The following is a 26275-nucleotide window of genomic DNA, read 5'->3' on the forward strand; positions in this document are numbered from 1 at the left end:
CTATGCAGTTGGAATACAATATCTGTACAAAATGCTATTGTTGTACAGTATTTTCGCGTGCTCGAGGTCAGTATGGCGCACCGTGCTAGTTGGACTTGCCTTTGTCTGCTACTGGCTACCTTTTCAGCGGTGGCGGGCTGGAAGGCGGAGCTGCCTGGGGCGCAACGGCTTGGGAGTGGTGAGTTCACCTGGTTTGGTCTGCGTCTGTATACAGCCCAATTATGGACTTCAGGGCCAGTTCATGACTGGAACCAGCCCTTCGCCCTTGAGCTCCTCTACCACCGTTCGTTGTCCAGGGACACCTTGGTACAGGCAAGTCTCGAGGAAATGCGCCGCCTCAACGGTGGCAGCATTACGTCGCAACAACGCACGGCGTGGGCCCATGCGATTGAAGAGGCATTCGTGGACGTACGCCCCGGCACGCGCATTACTGGCTTGTACCTGCCGGGGCAGGGCTGCCACTTTTACGTCGACGGTAAACTCAGCCGCGAAATTGCCGACCCGGCCTTTGCAAGGGCGTTCTTTGCCATCTGGCTCGACCCCCGAGCCAGGGACCCACAACTGCGTCAGCGCCTGCTTGGGCTGGCTGGCAACGACCGAGGAACATGAATATGTACAAAGTACTGTTGCTGGTCTCCTGCCTGCTTCTGGGCAGCTGTGGCAATGTCGGTGTCGAGCACTATGCCCAGGAGCAGCCGAAACTGGACCTGGCTGCATTCTTCTCGCGACCGGTGCAGGCCTGGGGCATGTTCCAGAAGCGTTCCGGTGAAGTGGTCAAGCGCTTCCACGTGCGTATAGACAGCCGGCGCGAAGGTGAGCGGCTGATCCTCGACGAACATTTTCTATACAGCGATGGTACTCGCCAGCAGCGTACCTGGACACTTATGCCAGACGGCCCCGGCCGCTGGCGCGGTACCGCGGGGGACGTGATCGGCGAAGCGCGCGGCGAAGTCGCGGGTAACGCGCTGCGATGGCGTTACCAGCTGGACCTGCCGGTTGACGGGCGGCACTGGCAGGTAGACCTGGACGACTGGATGTACCTCATGGATGACGACACCCTGATCAACCGTTCGAGCATGAGTAAGCTGGGCGTTGAGATTGGCCAGATCACCCTGTTCTTCCGCCGCCTGCCAGAGGGCACACCATGAACCTGATCGCGCTTACCCAGCTGGTCTCGACCGGCGAAGCAAAGGAACTTGAACTGCTGTCGCTGGAGGGCGGCTTCTACCTCCTGCGCGCCTTGACCGACGCCGGCCCCGTGACACTGAGCGATGCCCATGGGCAGCCCGTTCGCGTGCGCTCCACTACTGAGCTGCGGCAGTTGTTAGCCGACCTGCCACCCGTGCCGTGCATGCTGGTACAACAGGTGGTGCATGATGAGATGTGCGGACAACGTGACGGCCCTATTGCACCGCTGCGCGTGCCGGTAACGCTCACCAGCCAATGGTAGCCTGACCATGCGCCTAGGCCTTGTGCTGGGTGACCAGCTGTCGTTCGACTTGGCGAGCCTGGCTGCCCTTGACCCCGCCCGCGATGCTGTTCTGATGGCGGAAGTGGAGGGTGAGGCCCGCTACGTGCCGCATCATCCGCTCAAGATCGTTCTCATCTTCAGCGCCATGCGGCACTTTGCCCAGGCCCTGCGTGAGCGGGGTTGGCAGGTGCATTATGTCGAGCTGGATGCTGACGGCAACAGCGGCAGCATCGTTGGCGAGCTGCATCGCTGGCAACAAGCCTTGGGCGCCACGCACATTCACCTCACTGAGTGCGGGGAGTGGCGGCTGGAGCAGGCTTTGCGTGACGCCGCACTGCCGCTGGTGTGGCATCGCGACACACGTTTTCTGTGCTCCCGCGAGGCCTTCGCGCGCTGGGCTCACGAGCGTCGCCAGCTGCGAATGGAGCACTTCTACCGTGGCATGCGCAAACGAACCGGCCTGCTTTTGGAGCCCGACGGCAGTCCGGCAGGCGGGGCCTGGAATTTTGATGGTGATAACCGTAAGTCATTACCTCGCCAGTTGCGTGGGCCGTTCGCTGCGCATTTCGCGCAGGACGGGATCACGGCAGCGGTGGTCTCCCTGGTACGTCGGCGCTTCAGCGACCACTACGGGGACATCGACGGCTTCGACTACCCTGTGACCCATGCCGAGGCACAGCAGCTGTGGCAGCATTTTCTGGATTTTGGCCTGGCGGCTTTCGGCGACTACCAGGACGCGATGGCCGAAGGCGAGCCGTACCTGTTTCATGCGCGCATCAGTGCGGCGCTCAATATCGGGCTTCTGGATGTCAGAGGTTTGTGTGAGGAGGTCGACAAGGCCTGGCGAGAGGGGCGGGTACCGCTTAATGCAGCTGAAGGCTTCATTCGCCAGTTGATCGGCTGGCGCGAGTATGTGCGCGGTATCTACTGGCTGCGAATGCCGGAGTATGCCGGGCTCAACCACCTGGGCAACGACCGAGCGTTACCTGAGTTCTATTGGACCGGGCGCACCCGCATGCGCTGCATGGAGCAAGCCATCGGGCAGACCCTGCGGTTGGGCTACGCGCACCATATCCAGCGGCTGATGGTGACCGGCAACTTCGCCTTGCTGGCCGGAATCGTGCCCACCGCGATTTGCGAGTGGTACCTGGCGGTCTATATGGATGCCTTCGACTGGGTCGAGCTGCCCAACACGCTTGGCATGGTGATGCACGCCGACGGCGGCTACCTGGGGTCCAAGCCATACTGCGCCAGTGGTCGTTACATCCAGCGCATGTCCGATCATTGCAAGGCTTGCAGTTACAAGGTCGACCATGTGATCGAGGACGATGGCTGCCCGTTCAATGCCCTGTACTGGCATTTTCTTATCCGCCATCGCCCCCTGCTGTCGACGAACCCGCGTTTGGCTCTGGTCTATCGCAGCCTCGATGGCATGACGGCTAGCCGCCGCGACGCCGTGTGGCAGCGTGGCCAGGCACTGTTGGCGCAGCTTGATGCGCAGCAGGCGTTATGAAAAAGAGCCATTTGCCCAGCAAGGTCTGCGTGGTGTGTGGTCGGCCGTTCAACTGGCGTAAGCGCTGGGCCCGCTGTTGGGAGCAGGTGCGCTATTGCTCCGAGCGATGCCGCCGGTCAGCGCCGCGCCGCGAGGCGCGCGAGCAGTGGCAGGGCCAAGGCCCAAATCGGCATCAGTAGCAGGCCGGTTTGCAGCGCGCCAAGCGGCAGGGCGACATCCGCAAACCTTGCGCCGCCTACATAGGCTAAGGGGCCACCTAGTGCACCCAGCAGCGCACCGAGCTGCCAGTGCCTGCCAGCCCATGCAAGGCTGTGGCGCATGCCGCTGGCCAGCACCAGCCACAGCAGCGCCAGCCACAGGGGCAGCGGCCAGGCGTCGAAACCGAACATGCCCAGTGCCCCCAGCGAACTGTCGAGCACACACCCAGCCAAGGTGACGCGCAGCAGCGCCTTGACCTCGGCGTTAACATCCGGACACAGGCGCAGGTGCACCACCACACCTACAATCACCAGCAGCAGTAGCCAGGGGCGTTCTGCGCCCAGCACGCAGAGCCACCAGCCAGCCTGCAACCAGACTGCATTGGCGACCAGCCAGCGCCCGGGCATCAGGCACCGTAAGGTAATGGGGCGCGCCGTGCCAGTGGCGCTGCCCACAGCAGGTGCGCAACGCCGATGGTGCGCTCCTCGAAACCGCCCTGGCAGTAACACAGGTAGAACTCCCACAGGCGTTGGAACATGTCGTCGTAGCCCAGGTCCGTCAGTGCTGTGCGCGCCTGGCGCAGGTTTTCACGCCAGTGCTGCAGCGTGCGGGCATAGTCCCGGCCGAAGTCTTCCATGTGCACGAGGTTGAGTGCGGTATGCCGGCTGGCGGTGTCGAGCAATACGCTCAGCGAAGGCAGGGCGCCACCAGGGAAAATGTAGCGCTGGATGAAGTCGACCGAGCTCCGCGCCTGGGCGTAGCGCTGGTCGCGGATGGTGATCGCCTGCAGCAGCATCAGGCCGTCGGGCTTAAGTAGCGAGGCACACTGGCGGAAATACACGGGCAGGTAACGATGGCCGACTGCTTCGATCATTTCGATCGAAACCAGTTTGTCGAAGGTGCCTTGAAGGTCGCGGTAGTCTTCGCGAAGTACCTGGACGCGCTGCTCCAGCCCGAGGGCCTGAACGCGCGCCAGGGTATGGCTGTACTGCGCCTCGGAGATCGTCGTGGTGGTGACCCTGCAGCCGTATCGGGTGGCTGCGTGGATCGCCAGGCTGCCCCAGCCGCTGCCAATTTCCAGCAGGTGATCGTCAGGGTGCAGTTCAAGCTTCTGGCAGATGCGCTCCAGCTTGTACAACTGGGCTTGCTCCAGTGTTTGCCCGGGATGTTCGAATTGGGCCGCCGAATACATCATGGTGGGGTCCAGCAGCCGCTCGAACAGAGCATTCCCCAGGTCGTAATGCGCCAGAATATTGCGCCGTGCACCGCGTTTGTTATTGCGGTTGAACCGGTGCAGAAGCCGCAGGGCAGGGCGGCCGAAACGGGCCAGCCCCCCCTCCAGCGCGTCGAGCACCTCAAGGTTGGCGACGAACAGGCGGGTCACCAGCGCGAGGTCGGGGCTTCGCCAATAGCCGTGGATGTAGGCCTCGCCAGCACCGATCGAGCCATTGCCGACGATCAGGCTCCAGGAGGCGTCATCGAGGATCTCCACCTCCGCCTGCAGCGGGCTGTCGACATCACCGAAACTCCACTGCTGCCCGTGGCTGAGCAGACGCAGATGGCCGTGGCGCAGCTTGCGCAGTTGGGCGAGCACTGCGCCTCGTGCCAGCCCGCCAAGCAAGGGGGCAAGGCCTGCGAACTTGCTAACGCTCAGTGTGGGATTCGACATCATCAGGGTCCTCGCAAGGTTGGCCCAGCGCCAGGTCATTCTGGCTGGTGGTGTGGTCATGCACGGGGGTGAGTTTGAGTAACAGGCGTAGCGCTTGCCAGTAGATGGCCGAGACAGTGCGCAGGCTCATCCATGGGAAGGTCATGACATACCCGCGCAGCGCGGTTGCATCCAGTGGCTGACGGTGCAGGGCGAGGTCGGCCTCGAACACCTTGTGGCCGTCCTGCCAGTTCTGCATGTGGATGCGTACATGGTCTGCGCTCAGGAAAAAGCGCAGGTGATAGTCCATGTCCAGTGGCATGAACGGCGAAACATGGAAGGCCTTGGCCACGGTGAACGGCTTGGCAAGGTTTTCCTGCACCGGTAGTACGTAATGAAAACGCTCGCGCCACGGGGTGTTGCGCACCTCCATCAGGATTGCCGTCAGGTAGTCGTCGCGGTCGTGGCAGAAATAGAAGCTCACCGGGTTGAACGACAGCCCCCAGCAACGCAGTTGCGTCAGCAGCCGAACCGGGCCATTGGGCATGTGACCAGTGGCCTGACACACCAGCAAGCGTGCGGCCTGCGCCAGGGTTACGCCGTGGCGGGTCTGAGCTGGCAGGTAGTCGGTCTCGCGCCAGCACAGCGGCGCCATACGCCAGCGCCCAAGCCAGCGTGACAGGCCCATCAACCAGGCTTGTTCGTCCAAGTCCAGGTAGAACATGCCGATCCGGTAGCGGAAAGCATGCAGGTGCGGTTTCAGCCTGCGGTGGCTGATCCAGCCCAGGCAAAGGCTGCTGTTCACAATTGCTCTCCGAAATGTGCAGCCACCTTCAGGGCGCTGACCACCCCGTCCTCGTGAAAGCCGTTGCCCCAGTAGGCGCCACAGAAGTAGCTGTGAAGCTGGCCCTGCAGTTGTGCCTGGCACGCCTGTGCGGCGGACGCGGCGATGCTGTACTGCGGATGGGCATACTGAAAGCGCGCGATCACCTGCGCCGGGTCTATCAGTGCGGTCTGGTTGAGGCTCACGCAGAAGGTTGTCGGCGCCTGGATTCCTTGCAGGATGTTCATGTTGTAGGTCAGCGCGGCGGGAGCCTGCTCGGGGCCGCCCAGGCGGTAGTTCCAGCTGGCCCAGGCGCTCTTGCGGCGTGGCAGCAGGCGGGTATCGGTGTGCAGCACCACATCGTTGCTGGCGTAGCCGATGGCGCCGAGTACAGCGCGCTCCTGCATGGTTGGGGTTTCCAATAGCGCCAGAGCCTGGTCGCTGTGGCAGGCGAACACCACATTGTCGAAGCGTTCGGGGCCGGCCGCGCTCACCAGATTCACGCCCCCGTCATCGCGGCTGACCCGGGATACCTTGCATTTGAGGCGTATGCGTTCAGCAAACGGTCTGCACAGCGGCGCGATATAGCTGCGTGAACCGCCTTGAACCACCCGCCACTGTGGACGCTGGTTGACCGACAGCAAGCCGTGGTTGCGACAGAAACGGACGAAGAACTCAAGGGGGAAATGGAGCATATCGGCGCGGGACATCGACCAGATCGCAGACCCCATCGGCACGATGTAGTGGTCGATGAAGCGCTGCCCGTAGCGCTGTGTCTGAAGGTAGGCGCCCAGGGTGGTGTCTTGATCGATTCGCCGATTGTCCAGGTCGGCCAGCGCCTGGCGGTTGAAGCGCAGAATATCACGGATCATGCCCCAGAAACCTGGCGACACCAGGTTACGGCGTTGGGCAAACAGTGTGTTCAGATCGTGACCGTTGTATTCCAAGCCAATGACCGGATCATGCACGGAAAAACTCATTTCAGTCGGCTGCGAGGTGACCTTGAGCTGGTCGAGCAAGCGTATGAAGTTGGGGTAGGTCCAGTCGTTGAAAACGATGAAGCCGGTATCTATTGCATAGCGCTGGCCCTGCCAGACCACATCGAGGGTGTGCGTGTGCCCTCCGATCCATTGCTCGGCTTCGAAAACCGTTACTTCATGCTTGCGTGACAGCAGATGGGCGCAGGTCAGCCCCGCGATGCCACTGCCGATGATTGCGATACGCATGGATCATCATTCCTGTTCATGACGGGCGAGTCGTTGGCCAAGTGCCAAACGCAGGCGCGCGGGTAGCACCCCTAACAGGCGCAACACCAAGGTGAAAAGGCCGGGAAAGTTGATTTCCAGGGGGCGCCGGGGCAGGCGGGTGGCGATATAACGCGCTGCGCGCTGCGCAGTCCACAGCTGCGGCATGGGGAAATCGTTGCGACGGGTCAGTGGCGTGTCGACGAAGCCAGGGCTGACAAGGGTGACCGCGATACCCTCGCGAGCAAGGTCTATTCGCTGTGACTCCACCAGATAGCGCACCGCGGCTTTGGACGCGCCGTAGGCGCCGGCGCGGGGCAGGGCCAGCCAGGTCACAGAGCTGCCCATCACCACCAGGTGAGGGCGGTGGCCGGCGCGAAGCAAGGGCAGTGCGGCCGCCATGCAGTAGCTGACACCCAGCAGGTTTGTGCGCATTACACGCTCGACCAACGCTGGATCGAAATGCCCCGGCTCCAGGTATTCGCAGGTGCCGGCATTGAGAATGGCCATGTCCAGTCCTCCCCAGGCGTTCTCGATCTGAGCGGCGATCCCGGCGACCTGCTCCGGCTTGTCAAGATCGCCAATGGCCAGTATTACCTGCCCGGGAAACTTTTGGGCCAGAGGAGCAAGTCGATCGGCATGGCGCCCGCCCAAGGCAACCTGGTGGCCTTGCTCCAGGAGGATGTGTGCGAGTGCGGCACCGATACCGCTGCTTGCGCCGGTCAACCAGCAGCGGCTCATGCCAGCCTGCCTTTGAGCCAGCGGATTGCACCGCCCATGAGGGGGAGGTGTTCATAAAGCAGGGCATGCAGCCCTTGTATGTGATGAAGAGGGTCGCGAAAGGTGACATCTTCGCAGTACAGTTTTTCCAGCGTGTCGAGGTTAGCCCCGTCGAGGCTGGTGAAGCGCTCGACGAATTGCTGTAGGTACGTTGACATACTGGCCTCCAGGCAATCCTGTACAAAATCTGTTGATTGTACAGATATAGCTGAAAACCAAGCATTAATCTATACAAGAAGACGACTTTGTATAGATTTTTGTCATTGCTCAATCTGTCCCAGTTGCCAGCGCAATTCAGCCACTTCAGCCTCAAGCTCGCGTACTTTCTCCTCGGCGCATATCTGCGCTGTGACGTCGCGCTGAATACCAATGTAGTACGTCAGCTGGTCCGCATCGTTGTACACCGGCGTGATGGACAACTCATTCCAGAACAGGCTCCCGTCCTTGCGGTAGTTACGCAGCACCTGGCGGCAGGGGCGGCCTTCGCGGATCGCATCGCGTATGGTTGCCAGGCCCTCCTGGTCATGAGCCTCGCCCTGAAGAAAACGGCAGTCCTGATAGAGGATATCGTCGGCGCAATAGCCGGTCAGGCGCTCGAAGGCGGGGTTGACGTAGATAAGGATACTGTCATTACCTTCCTGCTCGGCGACGACGATACCATCGTTCGAATGCTCGACCATCAGTTGCAGGAGTTTTGCGTTGATCATAGGGCCCACCTACAGCGGTTCGTATGCGATATGCGCAGCGTAGCTTCTGTGCAGAAGGTTTCGGCGCCGTTTGTTGCATGATGAACCAAGGAGGCTCGCCGCAGAAGGTGCATATGGGTTTAGAATGGTTTACCACTCGGATATTCCCTCGTTATGACTGACGCCACCCCACCCAATTTGCTACCTATGCGCGATGTCGTCAGCATGACCGGCATCAACCCGGTGACCCTGCGTGCCTGGGAGCGGCGCCATGGTTTGCTACGTCCGCAGCGCACCGAGGGCGGCCATCGCCTGTACACGGTGGGGGATGTCCAGCGCATACGCGACATCTTGCGCTGGACGGCAAACGGCCTGTCCGTCAGCAAGGTCGGCGATCTGCTCGCGGCGCAGTCTGAGGCGTCTGCGCAGCAGCATTCGGCCTTTGACGATTGGCGCGCGGCCGTGGTGCGCGCAACCAAGGCATTCGATGGGCCGGCACTGGAGGGGATCCATGGTCAGTTGTTCACTCTCTTGCCGAAGGCCACCGTGCTGCGTGAAGTGCTGATGCCGGTTTGGCATGACCTGGCTTCAGGCAAAGCGCCAGGCCAGCGTAGCCAGTGGGTGTTTCTCGACACGTTCCTGCGCGCCCGCTTGCTGTTGCGTCTGCAGGTGAACCAGGTCGATGCGCCGCAGGTTTTGCTAGCCGGTAGCGAGGGGCAAGCCGAACTCAGTGTGTTGTGCGCCGGGCTACTCTTGAGCAGCGAGCTACAGCGTATCGACGTGCTCGGTTGCGGGCAGCCACTTGAAGAGCTCCCCATCGTGTGTGCGGCCATGCAGCCTGCGGCACTGGTGATAAAAGTCAAGGCGCCGGTGAGCCCAACCTTGGCTAAGCGCTTGCGGTCGTTGCAGATGGAAATTGCGTGCCCGCTGGCCTTGATAGGCGAGGGGCTGGCCGATTCGCAACCCACCTTGAACGGAATTCCGCTATGCCTGCTGGACGAGGGAGGAGCTGACGCCGCGCGCATGCTGAATGCCTTGCACAGCGGTGCTCTTGACGTTTGACCGAAGGGCTTGCCCCTTTACCGTCATGTCTGAACCTCGCCACTGTCGCCAATCCGACGACCGGGCACCAGATCTTCCTCGGCCAACGCTTCCGCCGTCTCGATCACATAGTCCCATTGCAGGTGGGTGAGGGCGCGGCCGTCCACTTCTTGGGTGTTGCGCTGCTTATAGACGCCTTGACCAGAGCAGCAAACGCTCGACCTGCGTGCGGTAGGAGTTGAATGTGGCTTCATTACCGGCGTAGGGGGCTTGCAATATCCGGGGCTGGGAGTTATCGGATATTGAGGGAAGTGCAAAGGTTACTTTCTTGACAAACCACAACTATAACTACACTAAATGAATATTTAGCGTAGTTATTCTTTTATTGCATATTGTAATGGCAGGGTAGCTCATTTGCTTGGCTAGGAATAGTCCAATTTCTATGTGCCACCTCTCTCTAGAGCAACACTGACTTCCGTTATGACGACCTGGCTGAGCACGTTCTGCATGTGTTTTCTATTGAGTGAAGCCGATGACCTTTCGGCCCAGCTCTGCGAGGAGCGTTGAGCTTTCGTTAGCGTGGCGTCGCCATCACCTGATCGCTCCTTTACCTGAGGCATAATGATGCTGGCTTCTGGCTATCCCCGGAAGCTCAACGACCATTCATGGAGAGAGTTATGGAGTTAACGCAGGTTAAAGATTTCAACCTGGTGGTAGGCAAAGTCTTTGCTCATTTGGCCAATAAATTCCCGAATGCTGCCGATATTGATGCTTCGTCAGTAGGCTTCGAGGTCGTCGGCGGCTGGACAACATTGCCAACAGGCATTTCGCAAATGGTTGATCCGAGTGCAGAGGAAATCTTTTTCGGCCAGTGCGTTCACTGGTTGATCGCTGAAGGCTATGTCCGGGTTGCTAAAAGCTGGGATGTCACGTTCCGCGAAGCTGTCCTGACGCAGAAGGCATTGGTTCTGACAAAGCTTGAGCCTCACGTGCTCAGGCCTGACTCGTACTGAGAATTCAGAACTAGCCAGGGCCTTGCAACAGGGCTCTGGCTTCAATCTGCCCAACCCACGGCCCGGCATCTACACACGGAGTGACTCATAATGCATATTATGTTAAATCATGTGCTCTGTCAGAGATGTTCATACTGTGCCCGTTTCCGCTAACCCCCGTTGAAATTTTCACAAATCCCCGTTCCTTCAAAATCATTTGCTCGGGCAGATTGAGGCTCGGCCAACCAGGCGTAGTAGCCGCTGGGATGCACCTTTAGGGTTTGGCAAAGGCGCCGCACCGGGTAATCCGTCGAGTGCTTCTTGATGAAGGCGTACTTCAGCCGCACTCCTTGGCAAAGTACGCGGCGGCCTTCTTTAAGATGTCTCGCTCTTCCGTCACGCGCTTGAGTTCAGCGCGCAGCTTGCGCAGTTCAGCCTGCTGATCATTATCTTGCTGACGCTGCTCTTGGGGCTTGCTGTAGACCTTGATCCAGGCGTAAAGGCTGTGCACGGACATGCCCACGCGCTGGGCGACCTCAGCGACAGGCTTGCCTTTCTCGGTCACTTGCTTGACCGCTTCGATCTTGAATTCTTCAGGGTAACGCTGACGACTCATGGCACCTCCTATTTGGGCCTCATTACGAGGCTTGGAGGTGTCTACGAAACCAGGGGCGATTCAAAACGCGGTTTACTCCCTCCCTCCCCCATATTCCCCACAGATAATTCCAAGGGGGCGATTGGGCTGAAGGGCTTATGGAAAATCCTTGTTAGGGCCAGAGAAACGCTGGGAAATTTAGCGGATGCGTCCAATTCACCGGATATCCGTCAGGCTTCACATAAATTCAGAGGATTGACCGTAGCACACGTGCGAACCCCCTGACTGAGGTGCCCTCGAGGTCGAGGGAACGCCTGCGCAGGATGTCGATTAACGCTTCCGCGCTTTCTTCTCGCTAAAAGCAACGATCAATAAGCTAGTCCGTTAAAGCTTGATGGGCTCTCTTGTCTTCCAAAGCGACAGCAATACACCGCCAATCAAAAGGCCAATTGTAACGCTCAGAGAAATCTCTGCGGGTACCTTGCCCACGATATCATGAAGGAAAATCTTCGCGCCTATGAAGACAAGCACCAAGGCCAAGGCATACTTAAGATAAGCGAACCGACTTATCATCGCAGCCAGCGCGAAATAAAGAGCCCGCAATCCGAGTATGGCAAAAATGTTCGAGGTATAGACAATGAAGGGATCCTGCGTGATGGCAAAGATTGCGGGAACACTATCAACAGCGAAGACCAAGTCAGCACACTCAATAAGAATCAAAGCAAGAAATAGCGGCGTTACCCATAACACCTTTTTACCTGATGCATTGGGCAGTCGCACCAAGAAATTCTGCCCATGCAATTCCTTGGTTATGGGCAAATGACTGCGGAGATATTTGACGAACCGGTTATTCTCCAGATCAGGCGCATGATCCACACGAGCAAATAGCATCTTTATCCCAGTGAAAACCAAGAAAGCGCCGAAAAAGTAAAGTATCCAGCTGAACTGCGCAATGAGCGCGGCCCCCAGGCCTATCATAATGGCCCTCAAGACGATGACCCCCATAATCCCCCAGAACAGCACTCTGTGCTGGAACTCTCTAGGGATGGCCAGGAAGCTAAATATTAATGCGATAACGAATACGTTATCCATCGACAGGGACTTCTCAATCAGGAAGCCAGTCACGTAGTCCATACTAGCGTCGCTGCCTTTCTGGAAGTAGATCCATACAGCGAATAGGAGGCCCATACTGATGTAGCCAGCTGAGAGCATTAGGCTTTCTTTAACACCAATCTCTCGATTCCCTCGATGGAGAACCCCTAAGTCAAGCGCTAGCAGAGTTAAAACCACAGCAAAAAAGGAAAGCCAGAGCCACAGATCAGTGCCCAGGAAATCTTGAGAGAGATACGCATTTAGGGCAGACATGAGCCCCTCCTATATAGTCGTAGTTCAACAACTATGACTCCGACATGGCGGCTGATGAACCGTCAGAGGGGCCCGGCGTCACGCATTAAGATTTTATCCAATCAAACAACCTTGCAAGAGGAAAAATTTTACTAATTATTTCTTCGGTATAATCAGTATTGGATTGTCCCGACCTGCCGACTTACACATCACGGTCACTCGTTGAAGGGTTGCAAAACCCGCCAAGAGCTAGACCGATTCGCTAGCAAGCCCCTCTGGAAAGCCAAAGTCCTAAAAGCCGTCACTCACAGGGCTGACCTTGTCTAGGTGGTACCACCTCAATGGTTGCTCAACCGCTGACATCAGGATAATGAGTTTAATCTAAAAAACCAGTACAAGCGCACCAATTAGCAAGCACACACTTGCGACTATGGTTAAACGTACTCGCATAGAGCAGTACCACCCAGGCAAAATATTGACCAATTTGCGATCTTGCCAAAGATGTCCAATGAAGCCACAGGCTAATACCAAGCAGCCCCATGACACAGGTAACAACATGCTAACCCAACCGATGAGGGCTGGAATAACACTCCACACCAACCTCTCCTGTCGTCCATTTGCAGACAAGCCCTGTAACGTCATAGCGAAACCCCAATGCAAGGCCCCAACAAAACTCAGTATCACAGCCCCATAGCCAACCAAAGCAACAGATAGAAAATCTCGGTAATCAGTCGCTAAACAAATCAGCAGTGCCACACCAACGAACGGCAGCACGCCACTATAACCCAGGATTTTAAAACGACTTGGAGATAACGTATTGAAAACTGCACTCATGGGCACGTCCTTCCTATGCGGCTGGGGATCATATTTCAGGTATGGCGCCCAATGAGGTTGAGAAATTCGTGCCGGGTAGTCGGGGAGTCTCGGAACTCACCCAGCATTACCGATGAAATCATCACTGAGTTCTGCTTTTCTACACCTCGCATCATCATGCACATGTGCTTGGCCTCGATAACGACGCCAACACCTGCCGCATCAGTCACTTCCTGCATGGCACACGCAATCTGTCTAGTCAAATTCTCTTGAATCTGCAAACGGCGGGCAAACATATCGACTAAGCGCGCCACTTTGGAAAGCCCTAATACTCGTCCTGTTGGCAGGTAGGCGACATGCGCTTTCCCAATAAACGGCAACATGTGATGCTCGCACAATGAGTACAACTCAATATCGCGAACGACCACCATCTCATCATTCTGACTTTCGAACAAAGCGCCATTGACTATCTCAGCTAGGCTCTGGGTATAGCCATTGCAAAGATATTGCATCGCTTTGGCAGCACGTTGGGGTGTATCCAAGAGCCCTTCTCGCTGCGGGTTTTCACCAACGCCAACAAGGATTTCACGATAATGCTCGGCTAGCGAATGTGACATTTGGATTCCTCACCTTTGCAACGTTGCCTACCCTCGGGATGGGGTAACCAGGCCAAACTTGGCCTCAAACGACAAAACAACCTGTACAGAACTGAAAGCAAAGGACGTAGCGGACGCCAAGCCAGTGGAGCGGCCCACATCCCAACACCGGCAGCACGCCAGCTCCAAAGGGTAGCGTCCAAGCCTGTTACCCAATGATCGTTCGCGAACCTTGCGTGCAAGCACGATCTCATTTGCTCAATCGAAAGGCCAAGAGGTATGGGATCGAAGTCATCGCCATCGATATCGATCAGGATGAGCTTTGCTGCAGTTGAACGCCTGCGCAGGAAGGCCACCTCCCTGGCGCACAATGGGCAGGCACCGTCAAAATAAAGGGTCAAAGGCCACAGGCAATACATGTACAACACCTCAATTTTGTACAGGTTTTGTATAAGTTAGCGGAACCCGCGAAATTAGCAATGGCCGTGATGAGGGATCACCTCGTAAAGCGCCCACTCACTGGTGCTGGTGGGTTCAGTCACTTCAGGCGAATTACGGGCTCCGGCTAGAGACGTCAAGCCATAGCCGGGATCTAGCACTGACCGGGGCCATAGGCTGGCTGCTGATTCGCGCCATGACCGCGGGACACGTTGTACCTGGGGGCCGGGCTGATTCTCTTCGGCCTGTGCTTCTCCAATGAGCTGATCCGACTGGGCAAGAAAGCGTCACAGCCGTCCAAAGCATGAAACGCGTGCGAGCAAGCACCTCGAGGCGTGCAGGCTCGCACGGCTGCATTACCAAATCGCGATATCGTAGGTCAGGTAGATCCGGTTGCTGTCGCGCCCTCGGGAAAAGTCAGAGCGGTAGACGTAGTTGCGAAGCTTCACACCCAGACCTTTCACAGGCCCGGACTGCACCACGTAGGCGAGCTCCATGTCACGCTCCCATTCGCTGAGCCCAGCATCAGCCGAGCGGCCGTTGTCCCCGCTCAGGTAGCGCGCCATGAAGGTCAGCCCGGGAACACCGGCCGCAGCAAAGTTGTAGGCATAGCTCGCCATCCAGGTTTCTTCCTCCTCCTCGATGAACTTGCCGATGCCAACGTTGCTGAACGAGTAGACCGTTGCGCCGCTGATGTACGGCAACCCAGCCTCGCCGTCGAGTATCTGGTAACCAGCGCCGAAAGTGTGCCCAGAATGAGCGTACGACAGCTGCCCACTGAACATGTCGTTATCGATCTGACCACCATGAGCGGCCCCGCTGTCGCGACTCTTGAAATAGCGCAAGTCGGTGGTCATCACACCGCCGGCCAACGGCAGGTCGTGGACCAGGCCTAAGTAGTCCTGACGATAGAAGTGTTCGAGCTGGCCGTGGAAATAGCCCACGCGTAGCTGCTTGCTGATGGCATAGTCGGCCCCGGCGAAACTGAAATCGCCAGACTCGCCGCCACTGTAACCATCTAGGAACAGGCCGGTGCTATCGGAGGAGTCGCGCTGCTTGAAGCGGTCCAGATATCCGGCGGTCAGGGTCAGGCCATCGACATCGGTACTGGTCAGCTGCGTGCCTTGATAGGTCTGCGGCAACAACCGCGCATCGTTGTAGACCAGCACCGGCGTCTTGGGCAGCAAGGTGCCATGCTTGACCACGGTCTGCCCCAGTCGCGCCTTGGCCGTCACCCCGGCACTGGCGAACTCGTCAGCAGCACGGCCATCGTCATGGACCGGCAGCAAACCCGTACCGCTGCGGCCGCGGCCCGAATCGAGCCGTACGCCTACGAGCCCCAGGGCATCGATCCCCAACCCCAGCGGGCCTTGAGTGAACCCTGACTGGTAGTCGAGCAAAAACCCCTGTGCCCATTCCACCCGCTCGCTCTTTGCATTTGCAGCAGCGCGGGCGCTCATGCCTTGTTCGTCGCGGAAGTTTTCGTTGAAGTAAACGTTGCGCAGCTGCAGCTTGAGCTTGCTGTCGTCGATGAATCCGGCGGCACCGGCCACAGGAAGCCAGCCGCACAGCAGGCCACAAGTGGCCCCACGGAAAACAGTTCGGGACATGTTCGATACTCTGTTGTTGTTCTTGGATGAGGTTGGGCGCCAACGGCGCCCTGGACAGATCAGACGAAGAAGGACAAGGCACCCGTGACCAAGGCCAGTGCGGTGATGACCAGCGAGGTCAGCACCGCCCATTTCACGGTGGCCTTCTGGAAGTCGCCGATGTCCCGATCGACCATGCCCACCAACAGCAAGGTCGAGGCTACCAGCGGGCTCATCAGATGCACTGGCTGCCCCAGCACCGAGGCACGGGCGATTTCAACCGGGTCAATTCCATAGGCGGCCGCAGCGTTGGCAAGGATCGGCACCACGCCAAAGTAGTAGGCGTCGTTGGACAGTACGAAGGTCAGTGGCATGCTGGTCAGCGCCACCACCAGCGGGAACCAGTGGCTCCAAGCCTCGGGAATCCAGTCGACCAGGGTCTGCGCCAGAGCATCGACCATCTTGGTGCCCGAGAAGATCCCCGCGAAAATGCCGGCGGCGAATACCAGCAGTACCACGGTCATGGCGTTGCCCGAGTGGGCGAGGATGCGCTCTTTCTGCAGCTCCAGCTGCGGGTAGTTAATCATCAGCGCCGCGACGAAACCGATCATGAACAACAGTGCGGAGTGCATGACGCCCATCACCAGAGCAGTCATGACGGCAATCACCAGCACAAGGTTCACATAGGCCAAGCGTGGTCGCTTGTGCGGGTTGTCACCGAGGATCTCCTTGATATAGCAGTTGCCGCCCCCTGACTCCAGGGCGATGTTGCCGATGCGTCGCCGCTCGGCACGGCCCAGCAGGAATGCGGTGAACACCACCCATACCGCACCGCCGATAACGGTGGGCAGCATCGGGATGAAATATTCGGTCGCATCCAGCCCGAGCGCCGCAATGGCCCGGGTCGCCGGCCCACCCCAGGGGCTCATGCCACTCATGATGCTCAGCGACAGCATGGACACCGTTGCCAGGATCATCGGGTTCATGCCAATGCGCTTGTACAGTGGCAGCATGGCTGCGCAGGTAATCATGTAGGTGGTGGTGCCGTCACCATCGAGCGCGACAAGCAGCGACAGCAGCGCGGTACCGATGGCTATCTTGACCGGGTCGCCATTGACACGCTTGAGGATCTTGCGGATTAGCGGGTCGAACAGGCCAGCATCGATCATAAGACCGAAGAACAGGATGGCGAACAGCAACAGGGCCGCCGAGGGCGCCACCATTTTCAAGCCATCGAGCATCATCTTGCCCAGTTCGGGGGCAAAGCCACCGATCACCGCGAAGACAATGGGTACCACAGTGAGCGCAACGATTGGCGATAGGCGTTTGCTCATGATCAGGTAGGTGAAGGTCACCACCATGATCAGGCCCAGGAGTGCGAGCATGGTCTTTTCTCTTGTTTTTATTCTGTTGCGGCCATCGGCAAGGCAGATGGCCCCCTACCCCACTCGGCATCGCCGTGATGCTGAGTAGGATTCTAAGTCAACAATGGGAGGGTAAGAGGCGTTTCAGCCGTGATGCCGGGGCTCCGCAGACCAGTCGGACTGCGTAATATCCGCCTCGTCCGATGTGGCCGGAATGCCGTTCAGGCGGCGTAGCAAGGTTTCCCGTTCACAGGCATTCTCAGACAGTGAAATGACCACGGTGGCCACGGCGTTGCTGGCCAGGCTGGTCAGGGCACGCGCCTCGGACATGAAGCGATCGATGCCGATCAGCAAGGCAAGCCCTGCAAGCGGGATGTCGTGAATGACGGTCAAGGTCGAGGCTAGCGCAACGAAACCGCTACCGGTCACACCCGCGGCGCCTTTTGACGACAACAGCATGATCGCCAGCATCGTCACCGTCTGCCCGAGGCTCAGGTCAATGTTGCAGGCTTGGGCGATGAACACCGCCGCCAACGAAAGGTAGATGGCAGTACCGTCGAGGTTGAAGGAATAGCCGGTTGGCAGCACCAATCCGACCACGCCTTTCTTGCAGCCTAGCTTCTCCAGTTTCTCCAGCATGCGCGGCAGCACGGGCTCGGTGGACGAAGTGCCGAGCACCACCAGGAACTCCTCGCGGAAATAGCGCAGCAGCTTCCACAGGCTGAAACCATGGGCACGGCAGATGCCGCCGAGCACCACCAGCACGAAAAACGCACAGGCTATGTAGAGCGTACCGACCAGCTTGGCCAATGCGCCCAGGGACGTCACACCGTACTGACCGACGGTGAAGGCCAGCGCACCGAAGGCACCGACCGGGGCGAAGCGCATCAGGTAGCCGAAAATGCGGAACACCATGGTCGAGGCGGACTCCAGCACATCGAGTACCGGCTTGCCCTTGTCGCCCATGGACGACAAGGCAAAACCGCTGAGCACCGCGATGAACAGCACCGGCAACACTTCACCCTTGTTGAACGCTCCGATGAATGTGTCGGGAATGATGTGCATGAAGAAGTCGACAACGCTGAGCTTTGCTGCAGACGCGGCGTACTGGCCGAGCCCCGCAGTGCTGAGAGTGGCAGGGTCGATGTTCATGCCGACACCAGGGCGGAACAGGTATACCGCTGCCAGGCCGATCATCAGGCTGATGACGGTCAATACCAGGAACAGCAGCAAGGTTTTGCTCATCAAACGCCCCAGGGAGCGCTTGTCGGTCATCCCGGCAATACCGGTAACGATGGTGCAGAAAACCACCGGCGCGATCATCATCTTGATCAGCTTGATGAACGCATCACCCAGAGGCTTGAGCGCAACGGCCTGTTGCGCCCAGAAGTGACCGACCACCACGCCCAGCAGGACGGCGCAGAGGATCTGGAAGTACAGCGATTTGGCGAGTCTCATGTAGCATCACCCATTGTTGAAATTGTGCGGATGCGCTTGTTGCGAATGTACAGGTCTGGGCTACCGGCTAGGCTTACCCCGCCAACCTGCGGAATGTTGGGGCGTAAACGAAGCCTGAGAAAAGCCGGCGGGCAGTTCGCACCACCGAGGCCTGAATCGTCTTGCCATCGGCACCGCTGCGTGACAGTGCGACATCGATACCGCCGCTTGGGTGTTCCAGGCGCACCTCGACCAGTTGCTCGGCGCCCTCGCCCAGCAGTTCGCCGATAACTGTGCCAGGGCTGACGCAGGCAGTCGCCAGCCCTATCGCTCCGGTGATGGCCAGGGCGCGGTGGCAGTTGTGCGGCATGAAATAGCGAACCTGCACTGTGCCGTCATAGCGGGGCTTGGACACCAGCACCGGCTTCGGGATGACCATACCGGTGACATCACCTAGGCCCATGGCCTTGCCGGCCTTCAGGCGCAACGCCTCGAGGCGCTCGAGCAGACCGACGTTGGCATCGAGTTCGGCCGGGGTTTCCGAGCCTGTGACACCCAGCTGGCTGGCCTCTACCAACATCATCGGCATGGCCATGTCGATGCAGGTGACCGGTACGCCATCGATCACATCCTTGGCCTTGCCAGTCGGGAAAAGCTTGCCAGTCTTGCTGCCGACCGCATCGAGGAAGGTCAGGTGCACCGGGGCGGCAGTGCCCGGTACGCCATCGATCGCCGTGCGGCCTTCGTAGCGCACGATCCCGCCTGGGGTTTCCACCAGCGAATTGACGAAGGTGCCGGTGTTGAGGTTGCGAATACGTACCAGAGTCTTGCCGTCCTGGCCTTTGACGAGACCTTGCTCGATGGCGAACGGGCCAACGGCACACAACATGTTGCCGCAGTTGGGCGCGGTATCCACCCTGCGCTGGGCGACCATTACCTGCACGAACAGGTAGTCGACGTCGGCGTCGGCATGCAGCGAGGGGCTTACAATCGCTACCTTGCTGGTCTGCGGGCTACCGCCACCGATACCGTCGATTTCCAGTTCATGCCCGGAACCCATCAGGTTGATCAGCAATTCATCGCGTTCGACCACATTGGCAGGAAGGTCCCATGCATGGAAGAAGGGGCCCTTGGAGGTGCCACCGCGCATGAGTACGCAAGGAATTCGTTGCATAATTTCGCACTCTTGTTAATCAATGGACATCATTGATGCTGTGGGCACAAGATTGACAGGGATGGATAAATCATTCCAATGCAAATATCGTAGCCATTATTCCGATTAAAGCATCAATGCAAAAGCCAACTGCCAAGAGCAATCCAACATGGAATACGAGCTTCAAGACATACGATCTTTCGTGAAAATCGCCGAACTCGGCAGCTTTCACGAAGCCGCAGAAGCGTTGCACCTGTCGCAGCCCGCCTTGAGCCGGCGGATCAAAAAGCTCGAAGAAGGCTTGGGCACTTCGTTGCTGGAACGCACTACCCGTCGCGTCAGCCTTACCAGTGTCGGCCGGGACTTCCTGCCCAAGGCCAGGCGCCTGCTGGATGACTTTGAGGACTCGATTCTGAGCATCCGCGAACTCGCCGAACGACAGACTGGCCAGGTCACCCTCGCCTGCATCCCGACCGCGGCGTTCTATTTCCTGCCGTCGGTGATCCGCGACTACAACGAGCAATACCCCAAGATCCGCATTCGTCTGCTGGACCTCAGCGCCAACGACGGGCTCGAGGCCGTGCTGCGGGGTGAAGCAGATTTCGGCATCAACATGATGAGCGGCCAGCACCCGGACATCGAGTTCGTCTCCCTGGTACAGGAACATTTCGTCCTGGCCTGCCGCAGGGACCACAAGCTGGCGAACCGTGAGGCCGTCACCTGGACGGAACTGGCCGACTACCGCCTGATCGGCGTAGGCCGGCTTAGCGGTAACCGGATGCTGCTGGACCACGCCCTGTCCAGTCTCAACCTGCGGCCCAAGTGGTTCTATGAGGTTCAGCACCTGTCCACCTCGCTGGGCATGGTCGAAGCCGGGTTGGGCGTGTCGGCCATGCCCAGCCTGGCCATGCCTAACGCCGACCACCCTACGCTCGTCAGCGTGCCGCTGATCGAACCCCAGGTCACCCGCACCCTGGGATTGGTCTATCGCCGAGGGGCGTCGCTGTCGCCAGCTGCAGAGAAGTTCGTGTCGATCTTGCTGGACAAGTGGCCCAACCGGTGAGCGAAACGCCTTGCGTTTCGCGCGGCGCGGCACAGGGGAAAAAACGGCTGCGTCCATGGTTCACTCGCCTCCCAGGCCCAGTTCGTTGGGCCGGCGTTTCTCGATCGCGAACTTCAGCAGTGCCGCGCTGCGGAACAGTCCATGAGCGAACTTGCCGTAGGGCAGCGTGACGAATAGCGCCATCACAGTGCCCAAATGGATCGCCAGCAGGATCGCCATCGCTGCGGTATCACGCAGGCCAAGCAACGCAAGGCCCGTGGTGCTGACCAGCAGCAGAAGCAGGATGAACGCCCGGTCCATGGGCCGCTGGGCAACATCGCCCTGCTCCGGCGCCCTGCGCAGGTTCAGCGCCAACAGCCCGGCCGGCCCGACGATCAAGCCAATACCGCCGAGTGTTCCGAGCAACACCGGTGCACTCAGCAGCGGGTACGGCGCCTGCTGGCCCAGCAGGTAGTGATAGCCGGTGGCGACCACCGTGGCGGCAAAGCACAACATGAAGCCGTAGAAGGTGAAGTGATGGAAGCGCCGGCGCCAGAGCGTGAAGCGATCATCGGCATTGTTGCAACCTTGGCCATGTCCGCCGTCTAGGTATTTCAGGGTCAACGCTGCGCTTGATGCCTCGAACACCGCCCCTTTGGCCGGTTGCGCCAGCGCCTCGGCAGGCGAGACCGAGCGCCAGAAGCGTCGTACAGCCACCGCCAGGGCCACACCTGCAGCTGCAAAGACACTACCGAACATCAGCGCCAGCGCGTTGTGCGGGAAGACCGCATAGAAGTTCCCCGCCAACCGCCCGGGCAGCAGCGTGCCGTTGACGTACAAGGTCAGCAGCAAGAACAGCGACAGGGCGACGGCTAATGCAGTGGCGACATAGGTGCCGTTGTGCCGATACAGCCGTCCGAAGAGGGCCGGCCAGGCGTACTCGGCATAGGTCTGCCCGCGCACCTTGGCCATTGCCTGGGGCACGTTGACGGCAAACTCGTGGGGTTGGGCATACTGACAGGCGTGCAGGCAAGCGCCGCAGTTGTGGCACAGGTTGGCCAGGTAGTGGATGTCGGCCTTGCCAAACTCCAGCCTGCGGGTCATGGACGGAAATACTGCGCAGAAGCCTTCGCAGTATCGGCAGGCGTTGCAGATCCGCATTTGCCGGTCCACTTCCCGCTCCTCCAGGTTCAACACCGGGATCATTGCAAGGGCCGGCCGGGCGGCATCAGGCTGGCGTGGTTCAGGCAGTTTCGCGGTCATGGCGATTCTCTTTTTCTGGATGTTCGTGACCTGCCGCCGCAGCGGCGCTGGTTCCGGCGATACGGCCGAAGGCGGTGCCGATGGACATGCCGACACCTGCGGTGTAGCCCTTGCCCAGTACGTTGCCCGCCATCATCTCGCCGGCAACGAACAGGTTCGGGCTGGGACGCCTATCGAAATGGACGGCAGCCGTTTCATCGGTGCGCAGCCCCAGGTAGGTGAAAGTCACGCCAGGACGCAGCGGGTAGCCGTAGTAGGGAGGCGTATCGATCGGACGCGCCCAGTGGCTTTTCACCGGTTCCAGGCTCACGGTGTGACAGTCGTCCAGCCGGGTGTGGTCGAAGGTGCCCACTTGGCAGGCCTTGTTGTAGGCATGCACGGTTTCGAGGAAGGCCTGTTCAGGCAAACCGAGCAGGCCGGCCAGCGCCTCTAGGCTGTCGGCAGTGGCACCTGGGAAAACCGGCGGCATGAAGCGACCGAGCGCTTTCTGGTCGATGATCGAGAACCCCACCTGCCCGGGCTGATGGGCCACGAGACGCCCCCAGATGGCATAGCGCTTGGGCCAGAAGTCCTCGCCTTCGTCATAGAAACGCTGGCCATCGCGGTTGACCACCACGCCCAGCGACACACAATCGATGCGCGTGCAGATGCCGCCGTCGTAAAGAGGAGCGCGAGCATCGATCGCCACCATATGCGCCTGGGTCGGGTCGCCAATCGTGTCGGCGCCCTGTTCGATCATGCGCCGCAACAGGACCCCATCATTGAAACGCGTACCGCGGATCAGGAAATTATCTGAAGGCCACTCCCCTCGCTCGTTCTGCCCCCAGGCCTCGCGCAACCACTGGCGGTTGGACTCGAACCCCCCGGCGGCAAGCACACAGGTGCGTGCTTCGATGCGCTCGGCGGGCAGTTGCCGCCCCTGAACCTCACGCGCCGGCACATAGGCCGCAACGAAGCGTCCGTCCTCCAGTTCAATGTCGGCTACCGGTGTGTCGTAACGGATCTGTACGCCAAGGTTTTCGGCACTGCGATAATAGGCATTGACCAGCGCCTTGCCGCCGCCCATGAAAAAAGCATTGGTCCGAGCGGTGTGCAGCGCACCCGATAGTGAGGGCTGGAAATGCACACCATGACGGCGCATCCACCCGCGGCAGCTGGAGGACGCGCGAATCACCAGTCGCGCGAGCTTTTCGTTGGTCTGGCCACCGGTGACTTTCAGCAAATCTTGCCAGAACTCTTCCTCCGGGTACGCCTCGACCAATACGTCCTGCGGGCCATCATGCATGCACCGCAAGTTACGAGTGTGTTGAGAATTGCCACCACGCCAGGCGCGAGGTGCGGCCTCGAGCAGCAATACGCTGGCTCCGGCCTCTCGCGCCATCAGCGCGGCACAGAGGGCGGCATTGCCCCCTCCGATGACTAGCACATCAATCATTTCGCCTCCAGGTCACGAAGAGCCGAATGTTCGGCTGCTCCTCGTGGCCACGGACTTTAATGAGTGCCCGGAAGGTGCGAAACGCGATCGTTGGGGGGAGGCATTCAGTTTTTCTAAAGGGATTGCATGAGTGAACCAACAGTCCGGGTCATAGCAACCGGGCCCCGGGCCATCGGCCCTGCTCCACCAGATCCCGAGCGACCTCCTGAAGTACGATCCGTGTCGCCAACGCGGCCGGCGAGAGCTCGTCTTCAGTCAGGCTGACAATCACATTGCGCCGCTGCGCCTTCGCTTCATCGATGGCAAACACGCGTAAGCCCGCCTGATGCGCCAGGGCCACCGTCGCGCCGGGCTGGATGGTGGCGGCATAGCCCGCACAGACACAATCCATCAACAGCGTCAGACCATCGACTTCCATGACGATGCTGGCCTCCAGCCCGGCCTGCTCGAAAATCGAGCGTAATGTCGTACGCAGACCATGCTGGGTACTGGGCATCACCAAGGGGAGCGTCACGACCTGTTGCAATGTAAGCGACTCGCCCCACTCGGCCTTGACCAGCCGGGCGGGAACCAGCACGAACAGCCGCTCCGTCAGAAGCGCCCGGACATCCAGCCGCGGCCCCGTCTCTGTCTGGAACAGTACCGCCAGGTCAAGGTGCCTGGCATTAAGTTGGTTCATCAGATAGCCAGACAACATTTCCACCAGGTGCAGGCGGATGTCCGGATAGCGTTCGCGCATCCTGTCGATCAACGCCAAGCCAAGAATCGATGCGGTGGTCGGTGCCAGCCCTACGCTGGCATAGCCGCTCATGCGGCCACTTTGTGCCGCCAGGACAGCGTGCTCCGCCTGACGAAGCGCCAGGCGCGCATGGTATTCGAAGGCTAGGCCGGCCGCCGTCGGCGATACGCCGGTACTTGAACGTGTCAAAAGCCGGGTACTCACCTCGCTCTCCAGCTTCGACAGTTGCTGGCTCAGTGCGGAGGCGCCGACCCCGAGCTCGACCGCCGCCCTGCCAAGACTGCCGTACTCCAGAACACTCAGGAAATAGCGAAGCTGACGTAACTCCATGCGAATCTCTTTCAACGATGGGGGTGGTCCTTGAGCATGTTAGCTGACTTCCCTCAATGGGGGTTCGCCCTAATTGCCCTCACCGTTGTAACCGTCATGAACCTGATCGGCGTCAAGTGGTTCGGTGAAATGGAGTTCTGGTTCGCCATTATCAAGGTCGGTGCAATCGTAGCATTCCTTATTGTAGGTACCGTGGTTCTCGGCACCGATCACCCTATTGGCGGGCATGCACCAGGTCTTAGCCTGATAAGCGACAATGGAGGTATCTTCCCTCATGGAATTCTGCCTGCCGTCCTGATCATTCAAGGCGTACTGTTCGCTTATTCAAGTATTGAGCTTGTGGGGACTGCAGCTGGCGAGACCGAAAATCCTAAGGATATTCTGCCGAAGGCCATCAATGGCGTGATTTGGCGGATCGTTTTGTTCTACATCGGCTCCGTCGTGCTTTTGGTCTCTGTACTCCCCGATCAGGCATGCCCACATCCCAAGACCGGACAATTGGCATGTATGGGCACTGCCATCCGAATGAAAGAACGCATGATAATCTGAGCGACGAGTTGGGTTCACGGATCACGTCACCATAAGTAATCAAACACTTGGTGCCGTAACCGCTTCGATCACATTGAATATCAGCATACCCAGCAACATCGCTGCCACAAACAGCCACGCCGGCCAGTAGCCACCCGACAAAAGCACCAACGCCGGGCCCGGACACACCCCGGCCAGGCCCCAACCAACACCGAACAACAGGCTTCCGCCAACTAGACGACGGTCAATGTCACGCCGGGCGGGTAAATGCATCGTCTCACCTAGCAGCGTCACCGAGTGTCGACGTGCCCAGGCCATTGGCAAGAACGCCGCTCCGATGGCTCCGACCATGACCAACGCCAGCGAGGGGTCCCATTGCCCGGCTAGGTCGAGGAAGCCAATCACCTTGGCAGGGTTTGCCATTCCGGACAGCAATAAACCTATCCCGAACAGCACCCCTGCGATGAAGCCACTGATCCGAGTCATGTTACGTTCCTGTAAAAAGATGCCGAGCGACGAACACAGTGACAAAACCGGTCGCCATGAAACACAGCGTCGCCACTGCCGAACGAGGAGACAGCCGCGACAGGCCGCACACCCCATGACCGCTGGTGCAGCCGCCACCGTAGCGAGTACCCAGGCCGACCAGCAGCCCTGCGGCCATCAGCACCCAAGGTGCGCTGGTGAACTGCACAGTAGGAAGCGACGCGAACGCCTGCCACAACAACGGTGCAGCGAAGATTCCCAGCAAGAACGCCGCTTTGTCACCACGCCCCTCCCCTGCACGCTGCAACATCGAAGCGAGCAACCCACTAATACCGGCTACCCGTCCGTTGCACATGGCGAACAGACCTGCTGCCAGACCAATCAGCGCGCCCCCTCCGAGTGCCGACCATGGTGTGAAAGCATTCACATCAATAAACATTGCAGTGCTCCAACTCTTGATGTCCTGATGACAGCAAACTTTATCTTAGCGCTGGGCCAGCGCGTTTGAAATCCAGCACGGAGGCAGCTCATCGTGTCTTTGGACACTGTCGATGACTTCATCGAAAAATACTACGACCACATGGAGTCGGAGGAAAACATCTTCTTTCCAGCAGCGTTGCCTCGAACAGTTCGAACTAGCGCCTGAAGAAGCCCGGGCGACGGTGCCTTGATTCGCAGTTCAGTTCTGGTCGATCGCCATCCAGTTAGTGCCATTGTTGTTTTATTT

General features: G+C 59.2%; 29 protein-coding genes and 2 pseudogenes. 10 read left to right on the plus strand and 21 right to left on the minus strand.

Translation table 11 applies throughout. The annotated features are described in order from the left end of the window. Positions 1 to 72: 72 nt before the first annotated feature. From PM2_RS14780 to PM2_RS30085, 5 genes are read left to right on the plus strand one after another with little or no spacing between them, the layout of a single operon-like run. The gene (locus PM2_RS14780; RefSeq protein WP_016715196.1) at positions 73 to 609 is read left to right on the plus strand and encodes a chalcone isomerase family protein; all 537 of its coding nucleotides are present in this window, start codon (positions 73 to 75) and stop codon (positions 607 to 609) included. A gap of 2 nt (positions 610 to 611) precedes the next feature. Next, positions 612 to 1148, plus strand: coding sequence for a DUF3833 domain-containing protein (locus PM2_RS14785; protein ID WP_016715195.1), 537 nt, complete (start codon positions 612 to 614; stop codon positions 1146 to 1148). Then, positions 1145 to 1450, plus strand: a complete 306-nt coding sequence (locus PM2_RS14790; protein WP_016486281.1) for a DUF6482 family protein — start codon at positions 1145 to 1147, stop codon at positions 1448 to 1450. The genes PM2_RS14785 and PM2_RS14790 overlap by 4 nt, the downstream gene beginning before the upstream one ends. A 7-nt stretch (positions 1451 to 1457) precedes the next feature. Next, entirely contained in the window at positions 1458 to 2984 is a 1527-nt protein-coding gene (locus PM2_RS14795; RefSeq protein WP_028699214.1) for a cryptochrome/photolyase family protein, read from the plus strand. Beyond that, a complete protein-coding gene (locus tag PM2_RS30085; protein WP_080578134.1) occupies positions 2981 to 3163 on the plus strand; it encodes a DUF2256 domain-containing protein in 183 nt (60 codons plus the stop codon). The genes PM2_RS14795 and PM2_RS30085 overlap by 4 nt, the downstream gene beginning before the upstream one ends. On the opposite strand, the gene PM2_RS14800 is transcribed toward PM2_RS30085, so the two are convergent. The 7 genes from PM2_RS14800 to PM2_RS14830 form a co-directional block, all read right to left on the minus strand. Further along, positions 3101 to 3589 carry a DUF2878 domain-containing protein gene (locus PM2_RS14800; protein ID WP_028699215.1) on the minus strand — a complete coding sequence of 163 codons (489 nt, stop codon included), beginning with the start codon at positions 3587 to 3589 and terminating at the stop codon, positions 3101 to 3103. The genes PM2_RS30085 and PM2_RS14800 overlap by 63 nt on opposite strands. Next, complete coding sequence (locus PM2_RS14805; RefSeq protein WP_016715192.1) at positions 3589 to 4851, minus strand: SAM-dependent methyltransferase; 1263 nt, start codon at positions 4849 to 4851, stop codon at positions 3589 to 3591. The genes PM2_RS14800 and PM2_RS14805 overlap by 1 nt, the downstream gene beginning before the upstream one ends. Continuing rightward, positions 4826 to 5635 carry a DUF1365 domain-containing protein gene (locus tag PM2_RS14810; protein ID WP_016715191.1) on the minus strand — a complete coding sequence of 270 codons (810 nt, stop codon included), beginning with the start codon at positions 5633 to 5635 and terminating at the stop codon, positions 4826 to 4828. Before PM2_RS14810 ends, PM2_RS14805 begins: the two co-directional genes overlap by 26 nt. Further along, a complete protein-coding gene (locus PM2_RS14815) occupies positions 5632 to 6879 on the minus strand; it encodes an NAD(P)/FAD-dependent oxidoreductase (protein ID WP_028699216.1) in 1248 nt (415 codons plus the stop codon). The genes PM2_RS14810 and PM2_RS14815 overlap by 4 nt, the downstream gene beginning before the upstream one ends. A gap of 6 nt (positions 6880 to 6885) precedes the next feature. After that, complete coding sequence (locus tag PM2_RS14820; RefSeq protein WP_016715189.1) at positions 6886 to 7638, minus strand: SDR family NAD(P)-dependent oxidoreductase; 753 nt, start codon at positions 7636 to 7638, stop codon at positions 6886 to 6888. Next, entirely contained in the window at positions 7635 to 7835 is a 201-nt protein-coding gene (locus PM2_RS14825; RefSeq protein WP_028699217.1) for a nuclear transport factor 2 family protein, read from the minus strand. Before PM2_RS14825 ends, PM2_RS14820 begins: the two co-directional genes overlap by 4 nt. 102 nt (positions 7836 to 7937) lie before the next feature. After that, the gene (locus PM2_RS14830) at positions 7938 to 8384 is read right to left on the minus strand and encodes a PAS domain-containing protein (RefSeq protein ID WP_028699218.1); all 447 of its coding nucleotides are present in this window, start codon (positions 8382 to 8384) and stop codon (positions 7938 to 7940) included. A 153-nt stretch (positions 8385 to 8537) separates the two neighbouring features. Between PM2_RS14830 and PM2_RS14835 the strand changes: the two genes are divergently transcribed. Beyond that, complete coding sequence (locus tag PM2_RS14835) at positions 8538 to 9425, plus strand: MerR family transcriptional regulator (RefSeq protein WP_016715186.1); 888 nt, start codon at positions 8538 to 8540, stop codon at positions 9423 to 9425. A 656-nt stretch (positions 9426 to 10081) separates the two neighbouring features. Then, the gene (locus tag PM2_RS14840; protein WP_028699219.1) at positions 10082 to 10417 is read left to right on the plus strand and encodes a hypothetical protein; all 336 of its coding nucleotides are present in this window, start codon (positions 10082 to 10084) and stop codon (positions 10415 to 10417) included. A 191-nt stretch (positions 10418 to 10608) separates the two neighbouring features. Here PM2_RS14840 and PM2_RS14845 read toward each other — a convergent pair. From PM2_RS14845 to PM2_RS30095, 5 genes and pseudogenes are all read right to left on the minus strand, one after another. Then, positions 10609 to 11012, minus strand: a pseudogene (locus PM2_RS14845) (transposase); the annotation flags it as partial. A 363-nt stretch (positions 11013 to 11375) separates the two neighbouring features. After that, positions 11376 to 12356 (minus strand): TerC family protein, encoded by a 981-nt coding sequence (locus PM2_RS14850; protein ID WP_028699221.1) that lies wholly within the window; start codon positions 12354 to 12356, stop codon positions 11376 to 11378. Between the two features lie 360 nt (positions 12357 to 12716). Further along, positions 12717 to 13169, minus strand: coding sequence for a DUF3429 domain-containing protein (locus PM2_RS30090; RefSeq protein ID WP_080694008.1), 453 nt, complete (start codon positions 13167 to 13169; stop codon positions 12717 to 12719). A 35-nt stretch (positions 13170 to 13204) separates the two neighbouring features. Continuing rightward, positions 13205 to 13765 carry a GTP cyclohydrolase I FolE gene (gene folE, locus PM2_RS14855; RefSeq protein WP_016714087.1) on the minus strand — a complete coding sequence of 187 codons (561 nt, stop codon included), beginning with the start codon at positions 13763 to 13765 and terminating at the stop codon, positions 13205 to 13207. Beyond that, the gene (locus PM2_RS30095; RefSeq protein ID WP_080578116.1) at positions 13750 to 14163 is read right to left on the minus strand and encodes a thiol-disulfide oxidoreductase DCC family protein; all 414 of its coding nucleotides are present in this window, start codon (positions 14161 to 14163) and stop codon (positions 13750 to 13752) included. The genes folE and PM2_RS30095 overlap by 16 nt, the downstream gene beginning before the upstream one ends. Before the next feature lie 219 nt (positions 14164 to 14382). Between PM2_RS30095 and PM2_RS31900 the strand changes: the two are divergent. Then, positions 14383 to 14490, plus strand: a pseudogene (locus PM2_RS31900) (DMT family transporter); the annotation flags it as partial. A gap of 48 nt (positions 14491 to 14538) precedes the next feature. Here PM2_RS31900 and PM2_RS14860 read toward each other — a convergent pair. The 4 genes from PM2_RS14860 to PM2_RS14875 form a co-directional block, all read right to left on the minus strand. After that, a complete protein-coding gene (locus tag PM2_RS14860) occupies positions 14539 to 15792 on the minus strand; it encodes an OprD family porin (RefSeq protein WP_016714086.1) in 1254 nt (417 codons plus the stop codon). A gap of 59 nt (positions 15793 to 15851) precedes the next feature. Beyond that, positions 15852 to 17156 carry a CitMHS family transporter gene (locus PM2_RS14865; RefSeq protein ID WP_016714085.1) on the minus strand — a complete coding sequence of 435 codons (1305 nt, stop codon included), beginning with the start codon at positions 17154 to 17156 and terminating at the stop codon, positions 15852 to 15854. Between the two features lie 123 nt (positions 17157 to 17279). Further along, positions 17280 to 18593 (minus strand): C4-dicarboxylate transporter DctA, encoded by a 1314-nt coding sequence (dctA, locus tag PM2_RS14870; protein WP_028699222.1) that lies wholly within the window; start codon positions 18591 to 18593, stop codon positions 17280 to 17282. Between the two features lie 73 nt (positions 18594 to 18666). Next, complete coding sequence (locus tag PM2_RS14875) at positions 18667 to 19746, minus strand: 4-oxalomesaconate tautomerase (RefSeq protein WP_028699223.1); 1080 nt, start codon at positions 19744 to 19746, stop codon at positions 18667 to 18669. Between the two features lie 148 nt (positions 19747 to 19894). Here PM2_RS14875 and PM2_RS14880 point away from each other — a divergent pair, with 148 nt between their 5' ends. Then, the gene (locus PM2_RS14880) at positions 19895 to 20788 is read left to right on the plus strand and encodes a LysR family transcriptional regulator (RefSeq protein ID WP_028699224.1); all 894 of its coding nucleotides are present in this window, start codon (positions 19895 to 19897) and stop codon (positions 20786 to 20788) included. A 60-nt stretch (positions 20789 to 20848) separates the two neighbouring features. Here the strand turns inward: PM2_RS14880 and tcuB are convergent, their stop codons facing one another. From tcuB to PM2_RS14895, 3 genes are all read right to left on the minus strand, one after another. Beyond that, positions 20849 to 22030 carry a tricarballylate utilization 4Fe-4S protein TcuB gene (gene tcuB, locus PM2_RS14885; protein ID WP_016714081.1) on the minus strand — a complete coding sequence of 394 codons (1182 nt, stop codon included), beginning with the start codon at positions 22028 to 22030 and terminating at the stop codon, positions 20849 to 20851. Then, the gene (gene tcuA / locus PM2_RS14890) at positions 22011 to 23465 is read right to left on the minus strand and encodes an FAD-dependent tricarballylate dehydrogenase TcuA (protein WP_016714080.1); all 1455 of its coding nucleotides are present in this window, start codon (positions 23463 to 23465) and stop codon (positions 22011 to 22013) included. Before tcuA ends, tcuB begins: the two co-directional genes overlap by 20 nt. A 148-nt stretch (positions 23466 to 23613) precedes the next feature. Beyond that, entirely contained in the window at positions 23614 to 24534 is a 921-nt protein-coding gene (locus tag PM2_RS14895; protein WP_028699225.1) for a LysR family transcriptional regulator, read from the minus strand. Between the two features lie 36 nt (positions 24535 to 24570). On the opposite strand from PM2_RS14895, the gene PM2_RS14900 reads away from it, so the two are divergent. After that, the gene (locus PM2_RS14900) at positions 24571 to 25083 is read left to right on the plus strand and encodes an amino acid permease (protein WP_016714079.1); all 513 of its coding nucleotides are present in this window, start codon (positions 24571 to 24573) and stop codon (positions 25081 to 25083) included. Between the two features lie 39 nt (positions 25084 to 25122). On the opposite strand, the gene PM2_RS14905 is transcribed toward PM2_RS14900, so the two are convergent. Together PM2_RS14905 and PM2_RS14910 are read right to left on the minus strand one after the other, a co-directional pair. Then, a complete protein-coding gene (locus tag PM2_RS14905) occupies positions 25123 to 25548 on the minus strand; it encodes a DUF6691 family protein (RefSeq protein ID WP_016714078.1) in 426 nt (141 codons plus the stop codon). A 1-nt stretch (position 25549) separates the two neighbouring features. Then, positions 25550 to 25987: a YeeE/YedE family protein gene (locus tag PM2_RS14910; RefSeq protein ID WP_016714077.1), complete on the minus strand. Its 438-nt coding sequence runs from the start codon at positions 25985 to 25987 to the stop codon at positions 25550 to 25552. Between the last annotated feature and the right edge of the window lie 288 nt (positions 25988 to 26275).

Origin of the sequence: Pseudomonas monteilii NBRC 103158 = DSM 14164, from assembly GCF_000730605.1 — a bacterium.
Classification (GTDB): domain Bacteria; phylum Pseudomonadota; class Gammaproteobacteria; order Pseudomonadales; family Pseudomonadaceae; genus Aquipseudomonas; species Aquipseudomonas monteilii.

Bases quoted from the DNA above. Each gene is read 5' to 3' on its own strand.
- PM2_RS14780 (WP_016715196.1), top strand. From the start codon at position 73: ATGGCGCACCGTGCTAGTTGGACTTGCCTTTGTCTGCTACTGGCTACC.
- PM2_RS14785 (WP_016715195.1), top strand. From the start codon at position 612: ATGTACAAAGTACTGTTGCTGGTCTCCTGCCTGCTTCTGGGCAGCTGT.
- PM2_RS14790 (WP_016486281.1), top strand. From the start codon at position 1,145: ATGAACCTGATCGCGCTTACCCAGCTGGTCTCGACCGGCGAAGCAAAG.
- PM2_RS14795 (WP_028699214.1), top strand. From the start codon at position 1,458: ATGCGCCTAGGCCTTGTGCTGGGTGACCAGCTGTCGTTCGACTTGGCG.
- PM2_RS30085 (WP_080578134.1), top strand. From the start codon at position 2,981: ATGAAAAAGAGCCATTTGCCCAGCAAGGTCTGCGTGGTGTGTGGTCGG.
- PM2_RS14800 (WP_028699215.1), bottom strand. From the start codon at position 3,589: ATGCCCGGGCGCTGGCTGGTCGCCAATGCAGTCTGGTTGCAGGCTGGC.
- PM2_RS14805 (WP_016715192.1), bottom strand. From the start codon at position 4,851: ATGTCGAATCCCACACTGAGCGTTAGCAAGTTCGCAGGCCTTGCCCCC.
- PM2_RS14815 (WP_028699216.1), bottom strand. From the start codon at position 6,879: ATGCGTATCGCAATCATCGGCAGTGGCATCGCGGGGCTGACCTGCGCC.
- PM2_RS14820 (WP_016715189.1), bottom strand. From the start codon at position 7,638: ATGAGCCGCTGCTGGTTGACCGGCGCAAGCAGCGGTATCGGTGCCGCA.
- PM2_RS14825 (WP_028699217.1), bottom strand. From the start codon at position 7,835: ATGTCAACGTACCTACAGCAATTCGTCGAGCGCTTCACCAGCCTCGAC.
- PM2_RS14830 (WP_028699218.1), bottom strand. From the start codon at position 8,384: ATGATCAACGCAAAACTCCTGCAACTGATGGTCGAGCATTCGAACGAT.
- PM2_RS14835 (WP_016715186.1), top strand. From the start codon at position 8,538: ATGACTGACGCCACCCCACCCAATTTGCTACCTATGCGCGATGTCGTC.
- PM2_RS14840 (WP_028699219.1), top strand. From the start codon at position 10,082: ATGGAGTTAACGCAGGTTAAAGATTTCAACCTGGTGGTAGGCAAAGTC.
- PM2_RS14850 (WP_028699221.1), bottom strand. From the start codon at position 12,356: ATGTCTGCCCTAAATGCGTATCTCTCTCAAGATTTCCTGGGCACTGAT.
- PM2_RS30090 (WP_080694008.1), bottom strand. From the start codon at position 13,169: ATGAGTGCAGTTTTCAATACGTTATCTCCAAGTCGTTTTAAAATCCTG.
- folE (WP_016714087.1), bottom strand. From the start codon at position 13,765: ATGTCACATTCGCTAGCCGAGCATTATCGTGAAATCCTTGTTGGCGTT.
- PM2_RS30095 (WP_080578116.1), bottom strand. From the start codon at position 14,163: ATGTATTGCCTGTGGCCTTTGACCCTTTATTTTGACGGTGCCTGCCCA.
- PM2_RS14860 (WP_016714086.1), bottom strand. From the start codon at position 15,792: ATGTCCCGAACTGTTTTCCGTGGGGCCACTTGTGGCCTGCTGTGCGGC.
- PM2_RS14865 (WP_016714085.1), bottom strand. From the start codon at position 17,156: ATGCTCGCACTCCTGGGCCTGATCATGGTGGTGACCTTCACCTACCTG.
- dctA (WP_028699222.1), bottom strand. From the start codon at position 18,593: ATGAGACTCGCCAAATCGCTGTACTTCCAGATCCTCTGCGCCGTCCTG.
- PM2_RS14875 (WP_028699223.1), bottom strand. From the start codon at position 19,746: ATGCAACGAATTCCTTGCGTACTCATGCGCGGTGGCACCTCCAAGGGC.
- PM2_RS14880 (WP_028699224.1), top strand. From the start codon at position 19,895: ATGGAATACGAGCTTCAAGACATACGATCTTTCGTGAAAATCGCCGAA.
- tcuB (WP_016714081.1), bottom strand. From the start codon at position 22,030: ATGACCGCGAAACTGCCTGAACCACGCCAGCCTGATGCCGCCCGGCCG.
- tcuA (WP_016714080.1), bottom strand. From the start codon at position 23,465: ATGATTGATGTGCTAGTCATCGGAGGGGGCAATGCCGCCCTCTGTGCC.
- PM2_RS14895 (WP_028699225.1), bottom strand. From the start codon at position 24,534: ATGGAGTTACGTCAGCTTCGCTATTTCCTGAGTGTTCTGGAGTACGGC.
- PM2_RS14900 (WP_016714079.1), top strand. From the start codon at position 24,571: ATGTTAGCTGACTTCCCTCAATGGGGGTTCGCCCTAATTGCCCTCACC.
- PM2_RS14905 (WP_016714078.1), bottom strand. From the start codon at position 25,548: ATGACTCGGATCAGTGGCTTCATCGCAGGGGTGCTGTTCGGGATAGGT.
- PM2_RS14910 (WP_016714077.1), bottom strand. From the start codon at position 25,987: ATGTTTATTGATGTGAATGCTTTCACACCATGGTCGGCACTCGGAGGG.